The sequence below is a fragment of the Streptococcus sp. F2 genome (genome assembly GCF_056500955.1).
Genome location: NZ_JBWKAI010000011.1, coordinates 26,617 through 47,908, shown reverse-complemented (window position 1 = coordinate 47,908; position 21,292 = coordinate 26,617). Strand labels below are relative to the sequence as shown.

Here is a 21,292-nt window from a genome sequence, read left to right as displayed (position 1 = left end):
AAATATTAGTGATAAAATGATAGTCAAGAAGTGAAGCGGATTCACTACCGTCGGTCAAGTAGGTTCTCAGCAGCAAAGCTTGTAGAATTGGTGAAGGCTGACACCAAATGAAAAAGGAGATGTTGTAGCCATGGATAATCGTCAGATTGCAACTGAAGTGATTGAGGCTTTAGGTGGCCGAGAAAATGTGAGAAGTGTTGCCCACTGTGCAACTCGCCTTCGCGTGATGGTTCATGATGAAGGAAAGATTGATAAGGAAAAAGCAGAAGCTATTGATAAAGTAAAGGGAGCTTTCATTAACTCTGGTCAATATCAGATGATTTTTGGGACAGGTACCGTTAATAAAATTTATGACGAAGTCGTTGCTCTTGGTTTACCAACATCATCTACTAGTGAGCAAAAGGCAGAAGCTGCTAAGCAGGGCAATGTGTTCCAACGGGCGATTCGTACGTTTGGGGATGTGTTTGTTCCTATTATTCCAGCTATTGTGGCAACAGGTCTCTTTATGGGTGTTCGTGGCTTGGTGACTCAGCCAGCCATCATGGATTTGTTTGGAGTACATGAATACGGAGAAAACTTCCTCATGTATACCCGCATCCTAACGGATACTGCCTTTGTCTACTTGCCAGCTTTAGTGGCTTGGTCAGCCTTTAGGGTATTTGGGGGTAACCCTATTATCGGTATTGTTTTAGGCTTGATGTTGGTGTCTAATGAATTGCCAAACGCCTGGGTAGTTGCCTCTGGTGGGGATGTTAAACCACTTACTTTCTTTGGATTCGTTCCTGTTGTTGGTTACCAGGGAACTGTGTTGCCAGCCTTCTTTGTTGGTCTGGTAGGGGCGAAGCTTGAGAAATGGTTACATAAACGAGTGCCAGAAGCTTTGGACTTATTGGTCACACCATTTTTAACGTTTGCTATTATGAGTGCTTTAGGGTTATTCGTGATTGGACCAGTCTTCCATTCTCTTGAAAACCTTGTTCTGGCTGGGACACAGGCCGTCTTGCATTTGCCGTTTGGTATTGCAGGCTTGATTGTTGGGGGAATCCAACAATTAATCGTAGTGACTGGTATTCACCATATCTTTAACTTCTTGGAAGCGCAGCTAATTGCCAATACCGGAAAAGATCCTTTCAATGCTTACCTAACAGCAGCAACAGCTGCTCAAGCTGGAGCTACCTTAGCTGTTGCTGTTAAAACCAAATCAACAAAACTAAAAGGTCTGGCCTTTCCATCAACCTTGTCAGCTCTTTTAGGGATTACTGAACCAGCTATTTTTGGGGTCAATCTCCGTTATCCAAAAGTCTTTGTTTCAGGTCTTATTGGTGGTGCCTTAGGTGGTTGGGTTGCTGGGCTCTTTGGCATTGCAGGAACTGGTTTTGGGATTACGGTCTTACCAGGAACTCTCCTTTACTTGAATGGCCAATTATTACAATACCTTGTGACTATGCTTGTCGGTCTTGGGGTAGCCTTTGCGATTGCTTATATTTGGGGTTATCAAGATAGAGAAGCCCTTCCGTTACCAGCTGTCGAAGTTGATCAAACGCCTGATCAGACAGCCCTGGCAGAGGAAACTTTATATAGTCCTTTGAATGGAACGGTTGTAGATTTAGCAGCTGTTTCAGACCCTGTCTTTTCATCAGGTGCTATGGGTCAAGGCTTAGCAATTAAGCCAGAAGATAACGCCCTCTACTCACCAGTTGATGGCAAAGTTGAAATTGTCTTTGAAACAGGTCATGCTTACGCAATTACTTCAACCCAGGGAGCAGAAATATTACTCCATATTGGCATTGACACTGTTTCAATGGCGGGAGATGGTTTTGTTTCTCTTGTGACAGCAGGACAGATGGTGAAAAAAGGTGACCTTCTTGGACAGTTTGACTCTACCAAGATTGCGCAGGCAGGATTGGATGATACAACGATGATAATCGTAACCAACAGTAACGACTACCACAACATTAATCTCCTAGCTCAAGGAAAAGTTGCGGTTGGTGATCAACTGGCAATTGTAAGATAAAGTGAAAAGAGTTGGATAATCAACTCTTTTTCCATGTAAGTGATGAAAAATAACAAGAAAATGATAGCATCCTAAAAACCTTAAATTTGTGTTATTTTACCTATACTTTGTACCTTGTTTTTTTTGAGAAGGTGTTGTTATACTATAGGCGAACCAAAGGAATGCGCTTACAATTCCGGAGTAACAACCGAGAAGCCACGACTTGGTATCAAAAATAAGGAGTGTCCAAATGGATAAACGTTTGTTGGTTAAAAGAACACTGGGGTGTGTCTGTTCTGCAACATTGATGGGAGCAATTTTAGGGACCCACCATGATTCACTCATTTCTGTAAAAGCGGAGGAGAAGATAACTCAAGTTAGTCAAACGGGTACGTCTATTGATGACTTGCATTACTTGTCTGAAAACAGTAAAAAAGAATTTAAAGAGGAGCTTTCAAAAGAAAAAGTACCAGAAAAGGTTAAAGAGATATTATCAAAGGCTCAGCAGGCCAACAAACAAGCTCAAGAACTTGCCGAAATGAAAGTTCCTGATAAAATACCAATGAAACCATTAAATGGACCTCTTTATGGTGGTTATTTTAGAACTTGGCATGATAAGACATCTGATCCGTTGGAAAAAGATAAAGTTAATTCAATGGGGGAGCTTCCTAAAGAAGTAGATCTTGCCTTTGTTTTTCATGATTGGACAAAAGACTATAGTCTCTTTTGGAAAGAATTAGCCACCAAACATGTGCCAAAGTTAAATAAGCAAGGAACACGTGTCATTCGTACCATTCCATGGCGCTTCTTAGCTGGTGGAGATAACAGCGGCATTGCAGAAGATGCTAGTAAATATCCAAATACACCCGAGGGGAATAAAGCTTTAGCCAAAGCTATTGTTGATGAATATGTTTATAAATACAATCTAGATGGCTTAGATGTGGATATTGAACATGATAGTATCCCGAAGGTAAATGGAGAAGCTAGTGACGAAAATCTCAAGCGATCTATTGATGTTTTTGAAGAGATTGGGAAATTAATTGGACCAAAAGGTGCTGATAAATCGCGTCTGTTTATCATGGATAGCACCTACATGGCTGATAAAAACCCATTGATTGAGCGAGGAGCTCCTTATATTGATTTGTTATTGGTGCAGGTCTATGGTTCCCAAGGAGAACAAGGTGAGTTTCAAAATGATACCAAATCAGTGACGAAAACCCCTGAAGAACGATGGCAAGGTTACAGCAAGTATATACGCCCTGAACAATACATGATTGGTTTTTCTTTCTATGAGGAAAAAGCAGGCAGTGGCAATCTTTGGTATGATATTAATGCTCGAAAGGACGAGGACACGGCAAATGGAATTAACGATGATATAACTGGAACTCGTGCAGAACGATATGCAAGGTGGCAACCTAAAACAGGTGGTGTTAAAGGAGGGATTTTCTCCTATGCCATTGACCGCGATGGTGTAGCTCATCAACCTAAACAAATAGCTGAAAAAGACAAACAGAGTGTGAAAAATAATCGGCCTCAGATTTCAGAAATTACTGACAACATTTTCCACTCAAACTATAGTGTCTCCAAGACATTAAAGACAGTTATGCTAAAAGATAAAGCGTATGATTTGATTGATGAGAAAGATTTTCCGGATAAGGCGTTGCGAGAAGCTGTGATGGCGCAGGTTGGAACCAGAAAAGGTGATTTGGAACGTTTCAATGGCACATTGCGATTGGATAATCCAGCGATTCAAAGTTTAGAAGGTCTAAATAAGTTTAAAAAATTAGCTCAATTAGACTTGATTGGCTTATCTCGCATTATAAAGCTTGACCAATCTGTTTTACCAGCTAATATGAAACCAGGCAAAGATACCTTGGAAACAGTTCTTGAAACCTATAAAAAGAATGGCAAAGAAGAACCTGCTATTATTCCGCCAGTATCTCTAACTGTTTCTGGTTTAACTGGTCTGAAAGAATTAGATTTGTCAGGTTTTGACCGTGAGACCTTGGCTGGTATTGATGCCGCTACTCTAACGTCTTTAGAAAAAGTTGATATTTCTGACAACAAACTTGATTTAGCTCCAAAAACAGAAAATCGCCAGATTTTTGATGTGATGCTATCAACTGTTAACAATAATGCTGGCATCAGTGAACAGAGCATTAAATTTGATAACCAAAAACCTGCCGGGAATTATCCACAAACCTACGGGGCAACTAACCTACAGTTACCAGTAAGACAGGAGAAAATTGATTTACAACATCAGCTTTTGTTTGGAACTATTACGAATCAAGGAACTCTAATTAATAGCGAAGCAGACTATAAGACTTACCGAAATCAGAAAATTGCTGGACGTAACTTTGTTGACCCAGACTATCCTTACAATAACTTTAAAGTTTCTTATGATAACTATACCGTTAAAGTAACAGATTCCACCCTGGGAACCACTACTGACAAAATGCTAGCAACTGATAAAGAAGAGACCTATAAAGTTGACTTTTTTAGCCCAACAGATAAAACAAAAGCTGTTCATACTGCCAAAGTGATTGTTGGTGACGAAAAAACCATGATGGTTAATTTGGCAGAAGGCGCAACAGTTATTAAGAGTGAAAATGATGAAAATGCCCAAAAAGTTTTTAATGGCATCATGGAATATAATCCTTTATCGTTTAACAATAAATCTTCCATTATCTTTGAAATTAAAGATCCTAGCTTAGCTAAATACTGGCGCCTTTTCAATGATAGCAGTAAAGATAAAAAAGACTATATCAAGGAAGCAAAACTGGAAGTCTTTACAGGCCAGCTTAATGCTGAGGCAGACGTGAAAACGATTTTGGAAAAACCAGATAATTGGGTAACCGTTTCAACCTATTCAGGGGAAGAAAAGGTATTTAGTCATTCACTGGATAATATTAGTGCCAAGTACTGGAGAGTAACCGTTGACAACAAGAAAGATCAATATGGTTATGTTTCCCTCCCTGAACTGCAAATTCTAGGTTATCCGTTACCTAACGCTGACACTATCATGAAAACAGTAACTGTTGCTAAAGAGTTGTCTCAACAGAAGGATAAGTTTCCCCAACAGCTTCTCGATGAGTTAACAGCAAAAGAAGCAGTTGTAGAAGCTTCTTTAAATAGCAAGTTGTTTGATACAGGAGTTATCAATACGAATGTGGAAGCCCTGAAAAACGTTGTTGATGAATGCTTAGCCTATGAAAAGAATAAAGAAACTGCCTTTAAAGCCACAGAAGATTATCGGGCAGCAGTAAACGGAGTGAAGGCAGAAAGTGTGACTGTTGAAGAGATGGCACAGTTGAAAGATTTAATAGGAAAAGCTGCTCATCTTAATAGTAAGATTGATGCTAAATTGGCTGACCGCGAATATGATAAAGACCTGTTGGGGTTAATTGGCGAATTGACCAATATCACGAGAACAGTAAAGTCCTTTGTTAAGTAGTGGGAGATATAAGCTTTCCCGAAAGGTGAGGATGTTAGTAATTATTGGACCGTTTATTAAGTAATGCGAAATTTTTAGAAACAGTGTTTCTCATATTAGCTCGTAAAGGATAACTAAAAATCTGAGATTGATAGTCCCAGGTTTTTAGTCTTTTGTAGATTTTAGTGCTAAACTGAGGCAGGGTAAAATAGCAGAGGGAATGTTTTCGCATGAGCAACGCCTGCTTCTAGCAAGGCTTTTGTTATAATAAGGATAATTATAAAAAGGAGAAAATATGGGAAAATTATATGGAAGTATTGAAGCCGGCGGGACAAAGTTTGTTTGCGCCGTGGGTGATGAGGAGTTTACAGTGGTGGATAAAACACAATTTCCGACCACAACACCAGAGGAAACGATTGCGCAAACCATCGCATATTTTAAAGCTTTCGAGGCTGATTTGGCTGGTATTGCGGTTGGCTCTTTTGGGCCAATTGATATTGATCCGTCGTCAGAGACTTACGGTTATATCACAACCACTCCTAAGCCAGGCTGGGCTAACGTAGACTTGCTGGGGCAGTTGTCTACCGCTTTTGAGATTCCTTTTGATGTGACGACAGATGTCAACAGCTCTGCTTATGGCGAAGCCCTTGCTCGTCCAGGTGTAGAAAGTCTGGTGTACTATACGATTGGTACCGGTATTGGTGCTGGAGCCATTCAAAAAGGTGAATTTGTTGGAGGATTAGGTCATACGGAAGCAGGGCATACCTATGTCATGGCCCATCCAGAGGATGTGGAACATGGCTTTCTGGGTGTTTGTCCTTTCCATAAGGGATGTCTAGAAGGCATGGCTTCTGGCCCTAGTCTTGAAGCTAGAACAGGAACAAGGGGTGAATTGATTGAACAGGATGCCAGTGTATGGGATGTTCAAGCTTTTTATATTGCCCAAGCAGCCCTACAAGCGACAATGCTCTATCGACCACAAGTGATTGTTTTTGGAGGTGGTGTTATGGCGCAAGACCATATGGTAATGCGCGTGCACGAAAAATTTAAAACCCTCTTAAATGACTATCTTCCTGTCCCTGATTTGCCAGACTATATTGTCACGCCAGCAGTTGCTGATAATGGCTCTGCTACCTTGGGCAATTTTGCCTTAGCTAAATGGGCGGCAGAAGGCAAGTAGGAAATATCCTTTTTGCTGGTTAGGAAAAAGAAAGCAGAGCTCAGCAGAACGTGCTATAATAAACAAAGAATACTATCAGAAACGAGGAAACTTATGTCAGAACCATTATTTCTAAAATCAACCATGCATGATAGAATTTGGGGAGGAACCAAGTTAAGAGATGTCTTTTCTTACGACATTCCAAGCGAAACAACTGGTGAGTATTGGGCTATTTCTGCTCATCCGAATGGCGTTTCAACGGTAATGAATGGGCGTTATAATGGCCAACCTCTAAACACATTATATGCGGCTGAGCCTGCTTTATTTGGTAATCCTAAAGAAGATGTCTTTCCTTTATTGACTAAGATTTTGGACGCTAATGACTGGCTAAGTGTCCAAGTTCACCCTGATGATGCTTATGGACTTGAGCATGAAGGGGAATTAGGCAAGACAGAATGCTGGTATATTATTTCCGCCGAAGAAGGTTCAGAAATTGTTTATGGCCATCAAGCCAAGTCTAAAGAAGAACTTCGTACCATGATTGAAGCTGGCGATTGGGATGATTTACTGACTCGCATACCAGTTAAAGCAGGGGATTTTTTCTATGTTCCGAGCGGCACCATGCATGCGATTGGCAAGGGGATTCTTATTTTAGAAACTCAGCAATCCTCTGATACCACTTATCGAGTGTATGACTTTGATCGCAAAGATGCCAATGGCAATCGTCGTGACCTACACATTGAAAAATCAATTGATGTTTTAACTATTGGTAAGCCTGAAAACAGTGTGCCTGCCACCATGGTTTTAGATAATATCACAGCAACAACCTTAGTATCAACACCATTTTTCACTGTTTACAAGTGGTTAACGAGTCAAATGGTGGATATGAAACAGTCTGCCCCTTATCTGCTCGTCAGTGTCTTAAATGGTCAAGGAAAACTGTATGTTGACCAAGAGGCTTATGACTTGGAGAAAGGCATGCACTTTATCTTGCCAAACGATGTGAAGTCATGGTCATTCGATGGACAATTGGAAATGATTGTCAGTCATCCCAACCATCCGATGTAATTTCATGGCAGAAAAATGAGAAGAAAAAGGAAGCGCTTTAGGTTTCCTTTTTCTTTGATATCTTTATCATGATTTCTTGAACTGCCTGCCTATTTATGTTAGAATGAAATGATTAGACGATCGAAAGGAAAGAGAATGGCCAATATTCTACGCAAAGTCATCGAAAATGACAAAGGCGAACTAAGAAAATTAGAAAAAATTGCAAGAAAAGTAGAATCTTACGCAGACCACATGGCGTCATTATCAGATAGAGATCTACAAGCAAAAACACCAGAATTTAAAGAGCGATATCAAAAAGGGGAAACCCTTGAACAATTACTTCCCGAAGCATTTGCGGTTGTCCGTGAAGCTTCAAAACGCGTGCTTGGTTTGTATCCATACCGTGTTCAAATTATGGGGGGAGTTGTCCTTCACAACGGAGATGTGCCTGAAATGCGTACCGGTGAAGGGAAAACCTTGACTGCGACCATGCCTGTTTACCTCAATGCCCTTGCAGGCGAAGGCGTTCACGTTATCACTGTCAACGAGTATTTGTCAACCCGTGATGCGACTGAAATGGGTGAAGTGTATAGTTGGCTAGGCCTTTCTGTGGGGATTAACTTAGCAGCGAAATCTCCGGCAGAAAAACGTGAAGCTTACAACTGTGACATTACCTACTCAACTAACTCTGAAGTCGGATTTGACTATTTGCGTGATAACATGGTTGTCCGTCAAGAGGATATGGTGCAGCGCCCGCTCAATTTTGCCTTAGTCGATGAAGTCGATTCCGTTTTGATTGACGAAGCGAGAACACCTTTGATTGTTTCAGGAGCTGTTAGCTCAGAAACCAATCAATTGTATATCCGTGCAGATATGTTTGTGAAAACCTTGACAGTAGATGATTACATCATTGACGTCCCAACCAAAACAATTGGTTTGAGTGATTCAGGGATTGACAAGGCGGAAAGTTACTTTAATTTAAACAATCTGTATGATATTGAAAATGTTGCCTTAACTCACTTTATTGATAATGCCCTTCGTGCCAACTATATCATGTTGTTAGACATCGATTATGTGGTCAGCGAAGATGGTGAAATTCTCATTGTCGACCAATTTACTGGTCGTACGATGGAAGGTCGTCGTTTCTCAGATGGTTTGCACCAAGCTATTGAAGCCAAAGAAGGCGTTCGTATCCAAGAAGAATCAAAAACCAGTGCCTCAATTACCTACCAGAACATGTTCCGTATGTACAAAAAATTGGCAGGGATGACGGGTACCGCTAAAACTGAAGAAGAGGAATTCCGCGAAGTTTATAACATGCGCATCATTCCAATTCCAACTAACCGCCCGATTGCGCGTATTGACCACACGGACTTACTATACCCAACTCTAGAATCTAAGTTCAGAGCTGTGGTAGCAGATGTCAAAGCGCGTCATGATAAAGGACAACCAATCCTTGTTGGTACCGTTGCTGTTGAGACAAGTGACTTAATTTCTCGCAAATTGGTGGAAGCTGGTATTCCTCACGAAGTCTTAAATGCTAAAAATCACTTCAAAGAAGCACAAATCATTATGAATGCTGGCCAGCGTGGAGCGGTGACCATTGCCACCAATATGGCGGGTCGTGGTACCGATATTAAACTGGGTGAAGGCGTTCGTGAACTTGGTGGGCTTTGCGTGATTGGTACTGAACGTCACGAAAGCCGTCGTATTGATAACCAGCTTCGCGGCCGTTCAGGACGTCAAGGTGATCCAGGTGAGTCACAATTCTACCTATCACTAGAAGATGATTTGATGAGACGTTTTGGTTCAGACCGTATCAAGGCCTTTTTGGACCGTATGAAATTAGACGAAGAAGATACAGTCATCAAGTCAGGTATGTTGGCACGCCAAGTCGAATCTGCTCAAAAACGTGTTGAAGGGAACAACTACGATACCCGTAAACAAGTTTTGCAGTACGATGACGTGATGCGTGAGCAACGCGAGATTATTTACGCTAACCGTCGTGATGTTATCACTGCCAACCGCGACCTTGGTCCAGAAATCAAAGCTATGATTAAGCGAACCATTGACCGTGCGGTTGACGCTCATTCACGTAGCAATCGTAAGGATGCTGTGGATGCCATCGTGACCTTTGCACGCACGTCACTTGTTCCAGAAGAGTCTATCAGTGCTAAAGAGTTACGTAGCTTGAAAGATGATCAAATCAAAGAAACCCTCTATCAAAGAGCTCTTGCCATCTATGATCAACAAGTCTCAAAACTTCGCGATCAAGAAGCTATTATCGAATTCCAAAAAGTATTGATTTTGATGATTGTGGACAATAAATGGACAGAACACATTGATGCTTTGGACCAGCTCCGCAATGCTGTTGGTCTGCGTGGTTATGCTCAAAATAACCCTGTGGTAGAGTATCAAGCAGAAGGCTTCAAAATGTTCCAGGACATGATTGGTGCCATCGAATTTGATGTGACCCGTACCATGATGAAAGCGCAAATTCACGAACAAGAACGTGAACGTGCGAGTCAATATGCCACAACAGCAGCACCTCAAAACATTCAATCACAGGCTTTTGTTGACGGTAGAGAGGGAGATGTTGATTTCTCAAAAGTTGAGCGTAATGCTGCCTGCCCATGTGGTTCAGGTAAAAAATTCAAAAATTGTCATGGCCGCAGAGCTTTCTAAAGAGAGTATAGTAGCCTCATGACATGATCATGATACTAGAAAGAAGCTGGGAAATTTTCTCGGCTTCTCACTGTTTAGGTCTTTGTTCCAAAAAACGAGATAAAAGGTGAGAAACAAAAAATGATTGTTGGACATGGAATAGATTTACAAGATATGTCAGCCGTTGAAAAGGTTTATCAAAGAAATCCTCGCTTTGCGCAAAAAGTGTTGACCAAGCAAGAAATGGCTGTTTTTGAGGGGTATCCCTATAAGCGTCAAATCAGTTATTTGGCGGGTCGTTGGGCAGGCAAAGAGGCCTTTGCCAAGGCTATGGGAACAGGTATTGGGCAGCTTACTTTTCAAGATATTGAAATCTTAAATGATGCCAAGGGACGTCCCTTATTAACCCAATCTCCTTTTGAAGGCAGAGTATTTATCAGCATTTCACATAGCGGAGACTATGTACAAGCCAGTGTTATTTTGGAGGAAAACAAATGATTTCGAGTTTCCATCGCCCAACAGTTGCAAGGGTCAATTTACAAGCTATTAAGGAGAATGTTGCCAGTGTCCAAGAGCATATTCCACTAGGGGTAAAAACGTATGCAGTTGTCAAGGCGGATGCTTATGGTCATGGTGCTGTCCAGGTGTCAAAAGCACTTCTCCCTCAAGTGGATGGGTACTGTGTGTCAAATCTTGATGAGGCCTTGCAATTACGTCAAGCAGGTATTGATAAAGAGATTTTAATTCTCGGGGTTTTGCTGCCAAATGAGCTAGAGTTGGCGATTACTCATCAGGTTACAGTGACAGTGGCTAGTTTAGAGTGGTTGGCGATGGCCAAGCAAGGATGGCCAGATTTGAAAGAGCTTAAGGTCCATATCAAAATTGATTCAGGCATGGGACGAATCGGGCTTCGCTCAGTAACAGAAGTTGATAACCTGATTGCCGGCTTGAAGAGCATGGGGGCAGAAGTTGAAGGGATTTTCACTCATTTTGCCACAGCTGATGAAGCTGATACCGTAAAGTTTGAGCAGCAACTGGCTTTCTTTGCCAATTTGGTTGATCAGCTTGCCGACAAGCCAAGTTTGGTTCATGCTAGCAATTCAGCGACTAGTCTTTGGCACAGTGAGACTATTTTTAATGCGGTTCGTTTAGGGATTGTCATGTATGGGTTAAACCCAAGCGGTTCAGAGTTAGCTCTGCCATTCCCCTTAAAAGAAGCCTTTAATTTAGAATCTGTCTTGGTGCATGTTAAGGAAATCGCCCCTGGTGAGACGGTAGGCTATGGAGCAACCTACAAAGCTCAGACTAGCGAATATGTGGGGACGGTGCCCATTGGTTATGCAGATGGATGGACGCGGGATATGCAAGGCTTCACTGTGCTTGTTGAAGGGCAAACCTGTGAAATCATTGGTCGGGTCTCTATGGACCAGATGACCATCCGCCTTCCTAGAGCCTATCCGCTTGGAACAAAGGTTACCCTGATTGGTCAAGACCAAGAAAAAGTGATTTCTGCAACAGATATCGCAAACTATCGTAACACTATTAATTATGAGGTTCTATGTCTCCTTAGTGATCGTGTTCCAAGGGTGTATTAGAATAATAGCACAAAAAATGATTGCATTTTACTTCTCCTTAGTGTTATAATAAAGTGTAGAAAACTAGAAAGAAGTAGTTAATTAATACATGAATAAAAACAAGTTATTAAGAGTGATGATGCTACTAAGCCTTTTAGCTCCAACCGCTGGAAGTGTGACAGTATTAGCTCAGGATGCTTTGCCTGAAGTCAATCAAGCAACTGCGACAACCACTGATGACATCACAAGTAATGACTCGGACTCTCAGAAAGAAAAAGACTCTAATGTGACGACAGAAGATCAAACTAACCATGTTTCATCAGATGATACTTCTGCCAAATCTGATGTTCTTGATCCTGCAGAGCCTACTCGTCCAGAACTTGAAGACCAAACAGATCAAGCAACAACACCAAATGCTACTATTCCTGGTCAAGATCAAGGACAAGCCAAGTCTCCTAGCAGTCAAGAGCCATCTAAAACACCTCAGGAAAACCCTGTTCCCGTTAGCCCTGCTCCACAAGTTCCGGCAGCTGTGACACCTCTTCCGTGGTCACCTTTTGCCTCTGATTTAAATTTGGAGATACCAGTATTTCCATCTGTTAATACTTATGCGGCCTATGTGGAGCATTGGAGTGGTAAAGATGCTTATACGCATAATCTCTTATCCCGTCGTTATGGCATCAAAGCAGAGCAAATTGATGGTTATTTGAAATCAACAGGCATTTCTTATGATAAAACTCGCATCAATGGTGAGAAATTGTTGCAATGGGAGAAAAAAAGTGGACTAGATGTCCGTGCCATTGTTGCTATTGCCATGTCAGAAAGTTCTTTGGGAACCAAAGGTGTTGCTACCTTACTTGGTGCTAATATGTTTGGTTATGCGGCCTTTGACATAGACCCAACACAGGCGAGTAAATTTAACGATGATGTGGCTATCATTAAAATGACTCAAGAAACCATCATCAAGAATAAAAATACTAATTTTGCGCTTCAAGATGCAAAAGCTGCTAAGTTCTCACTAGGACAGTTGAACTTTGCGACTGACGGTGGGGTTTACTTTACTGACATCACTGGAAGTGGTAAACGTCGTGCCCAAATCATGGAAGACATGGATGAATGGATTGATGCCCATGGAGGTACCCCAGCTATCCCAGCAGAATTGAAAATTCAATCTTCTTCGAGCTTTGCAGAAGTGCCAACGGGCTACAAACTCTCTAAGAGTTACGATGTTTTGAGTTATCAAGCATCTAGTTACGCTTGGGGTCAATGTACTTGGTATGTTTATAACCGCGCCAAGGAACTGGGCTACCAGTTCGATCCATTCATGGGAAATGGTGGGGACTGGAAATACAAGGCAGGTTATGCTCTTTCTAAGACACCAAAAGTTGGTTATGCAATATCTTTTGCGCCAGGTCAAGCTGGTGCTGATGGGATGTACGGCCATGTCTCCATTGTGGAAGATGTCAGAAAAGACGGCTCTATCCTTATCTCAGAATCTAACTGCATAGGCTTAGGGAAAGTATCCTACAGAACATTCACTGCTCAACAAGCAGACCAATTGACATATGTGGTCGGTAAAAAATAAACGCTAATCACTTTTCTCCAGACTCAATTCTCTTAAATGAGAGTTGGGTCTTTTTTGAGTTGTATAGGTTTGATAAAAGCTAATCTGTCTGAGAAAGCGCTCTTAAAATCGTCTTGACAAAGTAATCACAAAGTGTTAAATTAAGTGCAGTTAACAAAAAAGTTCATATATTTATAAAATTTTTAGAAAGTTGATTGAAAATGAAAAAAATCAGCAAATACGCACTTGTGGCAATGTCAGCTCTATTGCTGGCGCATTCTAGTCAAATCGTTAATTCCGAAGAACGTTTGGTTCCGTCGCAGCTTGTCACGACGGTGAAACTAACTCAGGATGTTCTCTTGTTTGAAGAGATTGGCCCTTACGCTGAACAATCAGCGGGAAAACAATACTATAAACATATTGAGAAGATTATTCTTGATGAGGACATTTACGAAAAAGGATTAGAAGGTGACCGTAGTTTTGACATCAATTATCAAGGGATTAAGGTAAATGCTAAGCTAATAAAAGATGGCAAGCATGACTTGATTATTGTCAATAAAAAGGATGGTGGGATTTTAGTCAACTTTGAAAAAACCGGTAATAAAGTGACCTTTTTGTCTGCTCATAAACTAGAAACAACAGATTCGCTAGAAGACGTTAATCAAGACACTGTTCTTGATAACAAATCAACAAAAAAAGCTGAGACCGAGAGTGCTCCGTCTGGTCAAACAGCTGATGACTTGTCATTGATTACAAAACTTGTTGAAGAAGATGGGGCGATTTTATTTCCAGAAATTGACCGTTATTCTGATCATAAGCAACTGAAAAGCTTTATTCAGCAAATCACAGAAATTAGGGTTAATGGCGAACTGTACAAGGATTTGATTTCGGATGCTGTTAAGGGTACTCAGGGATTTGTATCTAATATGAAGGGGCTTTACCTTGGAACCAAAGCGTTTAAAGATGGGCAAAATAAGATTGTCCTGTCTTCTAAAGGATATGAAGATATTCTGATTACTGTTACCAGAAAAGACGGTCACTATCATTTTGTGTCGGCTAAACAAAAGCAAAGCACAAGCCCTGATGAAAATCTGTCATCAGAACTGGATATGACATTGCTGGAAAGAACTATGGCAGAAGCGAATGCCATTATCGAAAAAGAAAGCAATAAAGAGTTGGTCAAGGACTTGTCTGAGAAGTTTCAGGTGATTAAAGAATCTTACAAAGATATTAAAGACAGCAAGTTACTTGCGGATACCTACCGTCTCTTGAAAGATGCTATTAAGGCTTATCAAACGGCTGATTTATCTATCGATAATCTCACTGCGGGGACCTATACCCTGAGCTTTAGGGCTAACAAGGAGAACACGGAAGAATCCTCTATGTTACAAGGAGCTTTTGATAAAAAGGCCAAATTGGTGGTGACAGAAGATGGTAAAATGGAGCTTTCTATGCTCAATACCGCCTTGGGAGAGTTTTTGATTGATTTCTCAATTGAGAGCAAAGGGACTTATCCAAGGGCGGTCCGAACCCAAGTTGGGAAACGAGATATTAATAACAACTATATCCGAAGTGAATTTACCATGCCTATTGATGATTTGGATAAATTACACAAAGGTGCTGTATTGGTGTCGGCTATGGGTGGACAAGAAAGTGACTTGCATCACTATGACAAATACACCAAACTTGATATGACCTTTGAGACAAGTATCAGCAAGGGATGGACAGGCTATCAGGCAGAAATCGATGACAAGGAAAAAGAAGTCGGTTCAGAGCGGCTTGAAAAGGTCTTGGTTAAGCTGGGCAAAGACTTGGATGGAGACGGTAAACTATCAGTGGCTGAATTAGGTCAAATTCAAGGGGAGTTGCGACTAGACCACTATGATTTGACAGATATTTCTCTTTTGAAACATGTTAAAAACGTGACTGAGTTGTATTTGGAAGGGAATCAGATTACGACTATTCCTAAGGAAACCTTTAGTCAGATGAACCAGTTGCGTTTCTTGAACTTGAGAAGCAATCTCTTAACAGCTCTTGACAAGGAAACATTTGCTCATAATAGCCAGCTGAGAGAACTCTATTTATCAAGTAATGTTCTGTCGGGTATTGAAGAGGGAACCTTTGAAACCCTGACACAGTTGGATCAACTAGACCTGTCTAAAAACAGGATGAACGCTCTTAGCAACGGTGTCTTTAAAGGCTTATCTCGTTTAACATCGCTAGCCCTGTCTGAAAATCAGTTGGATACCATTGCTAGTCACACTTTGACTCCTATGACTAACTTAACCTTCCTTGATCTTTCGGAGAATAAATTGGCAGAGTTACCAGACGGCTTGGACCAGCTCAGTCAGTTAGAAAGTTTGATAGCCAATCGTAATCAACTAACAGCTGTCGATAAAGTTAATTTTGCCAAGTTACCGGACCTTGCTACTATTGATTTGTCATCAAATCATCTAACAAGCCTTCCTAAGGGAGTTTTCAAGGCCAATCATCGGCTAAAACGAGTGAATCTTTTCAATAACGTGTTGTCAGCGTTGAGTGAAACTGACTTTGCTCCTGCTAAAGGAATCAACTTAAACCTACGCTTTAACCGTTTGGAGAAAATTAGTCAAGGATTGAAAGAACTGGTTGGTGACAACAAATTAAACCCACAAAAACAGGTGGCTCAGATTGACGCACGCTTGGACGGTGAGGTTATCCGTTATCAGCAAGCCTTTAGTTTGTTAGATTTGTATTATTGGGAACAAAAAACGGATTCTCATACGGTTAAGGATATCACCTCGGTAGAGGACTACCAAAGTCGTCTTAAAGGAAATGATTCGGACATTGTCAAGTTGTTAAACGATATGAATGCCGACTGGACCCTTTTAGTACAGTTGCAGAAGAAGACATCAAATGGTCAATACGTCACAGTCGAGGAAAAAGTCTTGACCAATGATCCTAAGGATGAATTAGAAGGAAGTTTTGCTCTCAAAGGGGCAGGAACTTATCGTATTCGTAAAGCCATTTTAACCAAGGAATTTGCTAAGAAACGCGAGCACATCTATTTGGTGTCAAATGATCTTTTGGTGACAGAAGAACAGGCACCCAAACAAGAAACTGGGACTCAAGAGGGAATATCCTCCCTTAACAAGGATCAATTGAAAGATGGGGTTTACTACCTCAACGCCAAAATGTTGAAGACTGATCTGGTATCAGAGTCAATGTCAAATAAGGCGATTAATCACCGCGTCACCCTTATTGTGGAAAAAGGGGTACCTTACTTAGAAATTGAATTTAAGGGCATGACAGTTGGTAAGATGTCAGGGTATCTTGAAGAATTGAGTTTCTTCCTTGACGGTTACCAAAGAGATTTAGCTGGAAAGCCTGTCGGTCAGAAGGAAAAAGCTGAGGTCATTTCTTATGTGACCGATGCTACAGGTAATCCGCTTGAGGATGCTTATGGAAAACAATACCCTAAGGTGCTTCGCTTTAAATTGATTGAACAAGCTAAAAAAGATGGTTTGGTACCACTGCAAGTTTTTGTTCCTATTATGGATTCTATTTCAAAAGGTTCAGGCTTCCAAACGGTCTTTATGCAGCTGGATTGGCAAAGCCTCACAACAGACAAGAGCAAGATGACAGAAGAAAAACCTTCTCAAAGAAATACTGGGGAAGCGTTGCCTGTAGGTCCATCAACAGATAAACCAGTTGCAAAACAAGAAACTTCAACAGTACCTCGTCAATCATCAGGTGCTGGAATAGCTAACTTAACAGACCTACTAGCTAAGAAGCCGTCTGCTCAAGCCAAGTCAGACGATGCTACAAAAAAAGATGAGTCAACTAAGACGGATAAATTGAAGCGCTTAGTTTCTGATCATCAATCTTCACTTGGCGAAGAGCAGTCAACAGGGAAACAATCCACATCGGGCGAGACAAAACGTCGTTCAGATCAACTGCCAAAATTTAAAGATAGCCCTAATCGCTACCATCTGATAGCTGGTTTATCTACATTTGTCATTGCTGCTTTAGGTTTAGTTTTAGGTCGAAAAAAATTATTCAAATAAGCTTCTTCACAAACACTAAGTGATGATTTGTTAAAGCGAATAACATGCCTATGATTGATGTGCTGAAATCGTTGATTTAGAGCGGTCGAAGACTAGGTGTGTTTTTCGCGTCTTATAGGTTTATAGATGGATTAGGGGTGTTTAGTCAAGAGAAAACAGCTAAATTGGCGTAACACCTAGGCGATACCAACAAAGAAATAGATGAGAGGAAGAAATGACAAAGGCAGTAACAAAACATATTCTGCAAGGGTTAATAGTGATTATCTTAGGATTACCAGTGATGGCAGGGCAGGTTTTTGCGGATAGGGGACAAATTTATAGTTGTCTCATTCAGAGAAATTATCGTCATCCGGTATCAGGAGATATTGAAGATAGTGGTGGGGAGCATTCTTTTGACATTGGTCAGGGAATGGTTGAAGGGACTGTTTATCAAAATGGCATGTTGGAGACTTCAGATTCGGGAGACTTGTTGTTAACCTTTCGTATGAGCTTAGCAGATTTTTCAGGAGACTACCATTTCTGGGTGCAGCCTGGGGGTAGAGGGAGTTTTCAGGCAGTAGCTTATAGCATAACGCAACAAGGTACAGATCATAATGGAACAACCAAAGATATCGCTATTAGCCTACCCGATGTCAACAGTGTTATTCGGGGGAGTATGTTTGTAGAACCAATGGGAAGAGAGGTGATTTTTTACCTTTCTCCTGCTGGACTTGAAGAAGGTTATTCTGGCAATATGATAGCGCAATTGGTAACCGACAGAACTGAGTCCCAGGACCAAGAAACTCCTGCCACCAAAGAAGTTTTTGAGAATAAGGCAAGAGAGGAACACAAAGCCATTGCTCAGGCAGCTAAAACATCTAACAAGCCACTAAAACCAAAATCAAAAGCTAAAGCAGAAGGATCTTCCAGATTAACAGGTTCCAAGGAATCGTCTCAGGTGGGATTGGTGACCTCATTAGACAAGAAACAAACAAAGGCTCCTGCTCAGAAGACTTTGCCGGTCATTATTTATTACCTCCCAACTCTTATCTTGATAGTAGGTGGAATGGTGTTATGGATATGGAAAAAGAGAAAAACGAATGATCAAACAATTTAAGTTATTGGCTCTAGCTATGATAGTTCTTCTTTTAACAGCTTGTGTCAATCAACACCCGAAGGTAATAAAAGCATCTAATGGCCAGAGGATTGTAGCGACTTCGGTTGCAGTTGCCGATATTTGTGATCGTCTAAACCTAGACTTAGTCGGGGTTTGCGATAGCAAATTATATCAGCTTCCAAAACGTTATGACGAGGTCAAGCGTGTTGGCTTACCCATGAATCCTGATATGGAAGTTGTAGCTTCTTTGAAGCCTACTTGGATTTTAAGCCCAAATTCTTTGCAAGAAGATTTGGAACCTAAGTATCAACAATTGGATACCGAGTACGGTTTTTTGAATTTACGCAGTGTGGAGGGCATGTACCAGTCCATTAAGGAGTTAGGGGAATTGTTTGACCGTCAACAAGAAGCTAAGGTCTTGTGGAAAGACTACCAAGATTTTTACCGAGCTTATCAAGCCCAGCGTCAAGGTAAGAAAAAACCAAGAGTGCTGATTCTTATGGGGTTACCAGGCCGTTACTTGATTGCTACCAATCAGTCCTACGTTGGCAACCTCTTAGAGCTGGCAGGTGGTGAAAATGTCTACCAATCTAGCGACAAAGAATTCTTATCAGCTAACCCAGAAGACATGTTGGCTAAGAAACCTGACTTGATTTTAAGGATAGCACATGCTATTCCGGATAAGGTAAAAGGTATGTTTGATAAGGAATTTGCGGAAAATGATATTTGGAAACACTTTGAGGCAGTCCAAAAAGAGAAGGTTTATGACTTGGATAATCAATTATTTGGCATGAGTGCCAAATTCAACTACCCAGAGGCCTTGGAAACCTTGGCTCAGATGTTTGACCAAGTAGAGGGTAAACAATAGAATGGCAACATTAGATTTACAACAAGACCTAGCTTTTCATGCGAAAAAACGGTTGAAAAGAACAATTTGCGTCATCATGTTATGTTTGGCTTTGCTTATTTTGAGTGCTGTGGCCCTCTCCTTAGGGGGCTTATCGGTTTCTTATGGGGCAATAGTAAAGGGTCTTTTTGTGGCCTATGATTCTCAAGTTGCTTTGATTTACGATTTGCGGTTTCCAAGGATTGTCATTGCTTTACTGGCAGGAGCTGGGATAGCTGTTTCGGGAGTACTGTTTCAAGCAGTCTTGAAAAATCCGATTTCGGATCCTGCTATTATAGGGGTTTGTAGTGGTGCCAGTTTTATGGTTTTACTGTCCAGTTTACTCTTACCGCAGCTGCTGCTATATGGGCCAATCTTATCATTTTTAGGAGGGGGAGTCTCTTTCTTGCTCATTTATGGTTTGGCATGGAAAAAGGGATTACATCCTGTCCGTATTATTTTAACTGGAATTGCTATCAATGCCTTATTTATGGGGTTGTCAACTGCCTTAACGAGTTTTTCGGCTTCTGCAAGTCCTTTAGTCAATGCTTTATTGGCAGGGCAAATTAGCCAAAAAACATGGGTAGATGTTGGCGTCTTACTTCCCTACACCCTTGTCGGTTTAGGATTAGCTCTGCTATTTTCGAGAATTTGTGATTTGCTGTTGCTAGATGATCAGGTGATTCGCAATTTAGGAATGGACGGTCATCTACTACGCTTGGGGATATCTCTGATTGCGGTATTACTAGCTTCTGCAGCAACGTCAGTAGTTGGGGTAGTTTCTTTTTTAGGATTAATTGTTCCTCATATCAGTCGCTTACTGGTGGGAAGCAAACATAAGGTGTTAATTCCATTTTCGGCCTTATTGGGAGCCTTTGTTTTTTTGCTAGCAGATACTCTAGGCAGACGTTTGGCCTATCCTTTGGAAATCAGTCCAGCTATTATCATGAGTATTATAGGCGGGCCTTACTTTATTTACTTGTTAAGGAGGTCTGATGTGATATGACAAAGACTGCTTATCATATGAAGGTTCAGAACCTTTCTTTCGGCTATGAGGAAAGGCTTGTCTTGGATGATCTAAACTTTACCATCCCAAAAGGCAAAATCACGACTATTATGGGGGCAAATGGCAGTGGCAAGTCGACTCTTTTGCGTCTGTTAACCAAAAACCTTCCTGTCAAACAAGGTCAGGTTTGGCTGGAGCAGGAAGCATTAGACAAGATTTCTCTGAAAGCCTTCGCTAAAAAAGCTGCCGTAGTGCATCAGTACCATAGGGTAGTAGATGATTTGACAGTTGGCGAATTGGTTGCTATGGCTAGGCTAGCTCATTGCTCCTTCTTAAAGGCTTTGAGCAAGAAAGACAAGGAGAGAATTGCCTGGGCATTAATGGTGACAGGGTTAAGTGATTATGCTTACCGTGATCTCCAGTGTCTGTCTGGCGGGGAGCAACAGCGCGTGTGGATTGCGATGGCTCTCGCTCAAGAGACAGATATCATCTTTTTAGATGAGCCGACCACCTATTTAGACATCAAGTACCAGATAGATATTCTGAGGCTTATTACCAGAATTAATCAAGACTTAGGGATAACAATTGTTTTGGTTTTGCATGACATTAATCAGGCCCTGTCTCTTTCAGATCACCTGATTGCCTTAAAAGATGGTCGTCTTTATGCACAGGGCCACCCCAGAGAACTAGTGGGACAAACATTTATCCGAGAGGTGTTTGATATTGATCTTCCTTTTGTTGAAAAAGATGGACGGAACTTTGTCATTACCTCGTTGGTCAATGAGACCGATGTTATTAGTAATCAGAAGGAGACATAGAAAGCA

Annotated in this window: 13 protein-coding genes; all 13 read left to right on the top strand. The window is 41.2% G+C overall.

Annotated elements, in window-relative coordinates; translation table 11 throughout:
* The first annotated feature begins 130 nt into the window (after window positions 1–130).
* The 13 genes from ACYTR8_RS05125 (at window position 131) to ACYTR8_RS05065 (ending at window position 21,286) form a co-directional block, all read left to right on the top strand.
* The gene (locus ACYTR8_RS05125; RefSeq protein WP_479641780.1) at window positions 131–2,014 is read left to right on the top strand and encodes a sucrose-specific PTS transporter subunit IIBC; all 1,884 of its coding nucleotides are present in this window, start codon (window positions 131–133) and stop codon (window positions 2,012–2,014) included.
* 229 nt (window positions 2,015–2,243) lie between these two features.
* Window positions 2,244–5,447 (top strand): endo-beta-N-acetylglucosaminidase EndoS, encoded by a 3,204-nt coding sequence (gene endoS / locus ACYTR8_RS05120; RefSeq protein WP_479641779.1) that lies wholly within the window; start codon window positions 2,244–2,246, stop codon window positions 5,445–5,447.
* A 274-nt stretch (window positions 5,448–5,721) separates the two neighbouring features.
* Complete coding sequence (gene scrK, locus ACYTR8_RS05115) at window positions 5,722–6,606, top strand: fructokinase ScrK (protein ID WP_479641778.1); 885 nt, start codon at window positions 5,722–5,724, stop codon at window positions 6,604–6,606.
* Window positions 6,607–6,699: 93 nt separating this feature from the next.
* On the top strand, window positions 6,700–7,653 hold the full coding sequence (manA, locus tag ACYTR8_RS05110) for a mannose-6-phosphate isomerase, class I (RefSeq protein WP_479640248.1): 954 nt from the start codon (window positions 6,700–6,702) through the stop codon (window positions 7,651–7,653).
* A gap of 135 nt (window positions 7,654–7,788) precedes the next feature.
* Window positions 7,789–10,317, top strand: coding sequence for a preprotein translocase subunit SecA (gene secA, locus ACYTR8_RS05105; RefSeq protein WP_479641777.1), 2,529 nt, complete (start codon window positions 7,789–7,791; stop codon window positions 10,315–10,317).
* Between the two features lie 120 nt (window positions 10,318–10,437).
* Complete coding sequence (gene acpS / locus ACYTR8_RS05100; protein WP_003054927.1) at window positions 10,438–10,794, top strand: holo-ACP synthase; 357 nt, start codon at window positions 10,438–10,440, stop codon at window positions 10,792–10,794.
* The gene (gene alr / locus ACYTR8_RS05095) at window positions 10,791–11,891 is read left to right on the top strand and encodes an alanine racemase (protein ID WP_479641776.1); all 1,101 of its coding nucleotides are present in this window, start codon (window positions 10,791–10,793) and stop codon (window positions 11,889–11,891) included. The genes acpS and alr overlap by 4 nt, the downstream gene beginning before the upstream one ends.
* Window positions 11,892–11,979: 88 nt before the next feature.
* Entirely contained in the window at window positions 11,980–13,455 is a 1,476-nt protein-coding gene (locus tag ACYTR8_RS05090) for a CHAP domain-containing protein (protein ID WP_479641775.1), read from the top strand.
* Between the two features lie 200 nt (window positions 13,456–13,655).
* The gene (locus ACYTR8_RS05085) at window positions 13,656–17,480 is read left to right on the top strand and encodes an NEAT domain-containing protein (RefSeq protein WP_479641774.1); all 3,825 of its coding nucleotides are present in this window, start codon (window positions 13,656–13,658) and stop codon (window positions 17,478–17,480) included.
* Window positions 17,481–17,694: 214 nt separating this feature from the next.
* Window positions 17,695–18,576: a heme-binding Shp domain-containing protein gene (locus tag ACYTR8_RS05080; RefSeq protein ID WP_479641773.1), complete on the top strand. Its 882-nt coding sequence runs from the start codon at window positions 17,695–17,697 to the stop codon at window positions 18,574–18,576.
* Window positions 18,560–19,444, top strand: coding sequence for a heme ABC transporter substrate-binding protein IsdE (gene isdE / locus ACYTR8_RS05075; protein WP_479641772.1), 885 nt, complete (start codon window positions 18,560–18,562; stop codon window positions 19,442–19,444). The genes ACYTR8_RS05080 and isdE overlap by 17 nt, the downstream gene beginning before the upstream one ends.
* 1 nt (window position 19,445) lies before the next feature.
* Window positions 19,446–20,468 (top strand): FecCD family ABC transporter permease, encoded by a 1,023-nt coding sequence (locus tag ACYTR8_RS05070; protein WP_111717532.1) that lies wholly within the window; start codon window positions 19,446–19,448, stop codon window positions 20,466–20,468.
* Window positions 20,465–21,286: an ABC transporter ATP-binding protein gene (locus ACYTR8_RS05065; RefSeq protein ID WP_479641771.1), complete on the top strand. Its 822-nt coding sequence runs from the start codon at window positions 20,465–20,467 to the stop codon at window positions 21,284–21,286. The genes ACYTR8_RS05070 and ACYTR8_RS05065 overlap by 4 nt, the downstream gene beginning before the upstream one ends.
* Window positions 21,287–21,292: the final 6 nt, after the last annotated feature.

Coding starts and splice junctions, on each gene's coding strand:
- ACYTR8_RS05125 (WP_479641780.1), top strand. CDS start 131: ATGGATAATCGTCAGATTGCAACTGAAGTGATTGAGGCTTTAGGTGGC.
- endoS (WP_479641779.1), top strand. CDS start 2,244: ATGGATAAACGTTTGTTGGTTAAAAGAACACTGGGGTGTGTCTGTTCT.
- scrK (WP_479641778.1), top strand. CDS start 5,722: ATGGGAAAATTATATGGAAGTATTGAAGCCGGCGGGACAAAGTTTGTT.
- manA (WP_479640248.1), top strand. CDS start 6,700: ATGTCAGAACCATTATTTCTAAAATCAACCATGCATGATAGAATTTGG.
- secA (WP_479641777.1), top strand. CDS start 7,789: ATGGCCAATATTCTACGCAAAGTCATCGAAAATGACAAAGGCGAACTA.
- acpS (WP_003054927.1), top strand. CDS start 10,438: ATGATTGTTGGACATGGAATAGATTTACAAGATATGTCAGCCGTTGAA.
- alr (WP_479641776.1), top strand. CDS start 10,791: ATGATTTCGAGTTTCCATCGCCCAACAGTTGCAAGGGTCAATTTACAA.
- ACYTR8_RS05090 (WP_479641775.1), top strand. CDS start 11,980: ATGAATAAAAACAAGTTATTAAGAGTGATGATGCTACTAAGCCTTTTA.
- ACYTR8_RS05085 (WP_479641774.1), top strand. CDS start 13,656: ATGAAAAAAATCAGCAAATACGCACTTGTGGCAATGTCAGCTCTATTG.
- ACYTR8_RS05080 (WP_479641773.1), top strand. CDS start 17,695: ATGACAAAGGCAGTAACAAAACATATTCTGCAAGGGTTAATAGTGATT.
- isdE (WP_479641772.1), top strand. CDS start 18,560: ATGATCAAACAATTTAAGTTATTGGCTCTAGCTATGATAGTTCTTCTT.
- ACYTR8_RS05070 (WP_111717532.1), top strand. CDS start 19,446: ATGGCAACATTAGATTTACAACAAGACCTAGCTTTTCATGCGAAAAAA.
- ACYTR8_RS05065 (WP_479641771.1), top strand. CDS start 20,465: ATGACAAAGACTGCTTATCATATGAAGGTTCAGAACCTTTCTTTCGGC.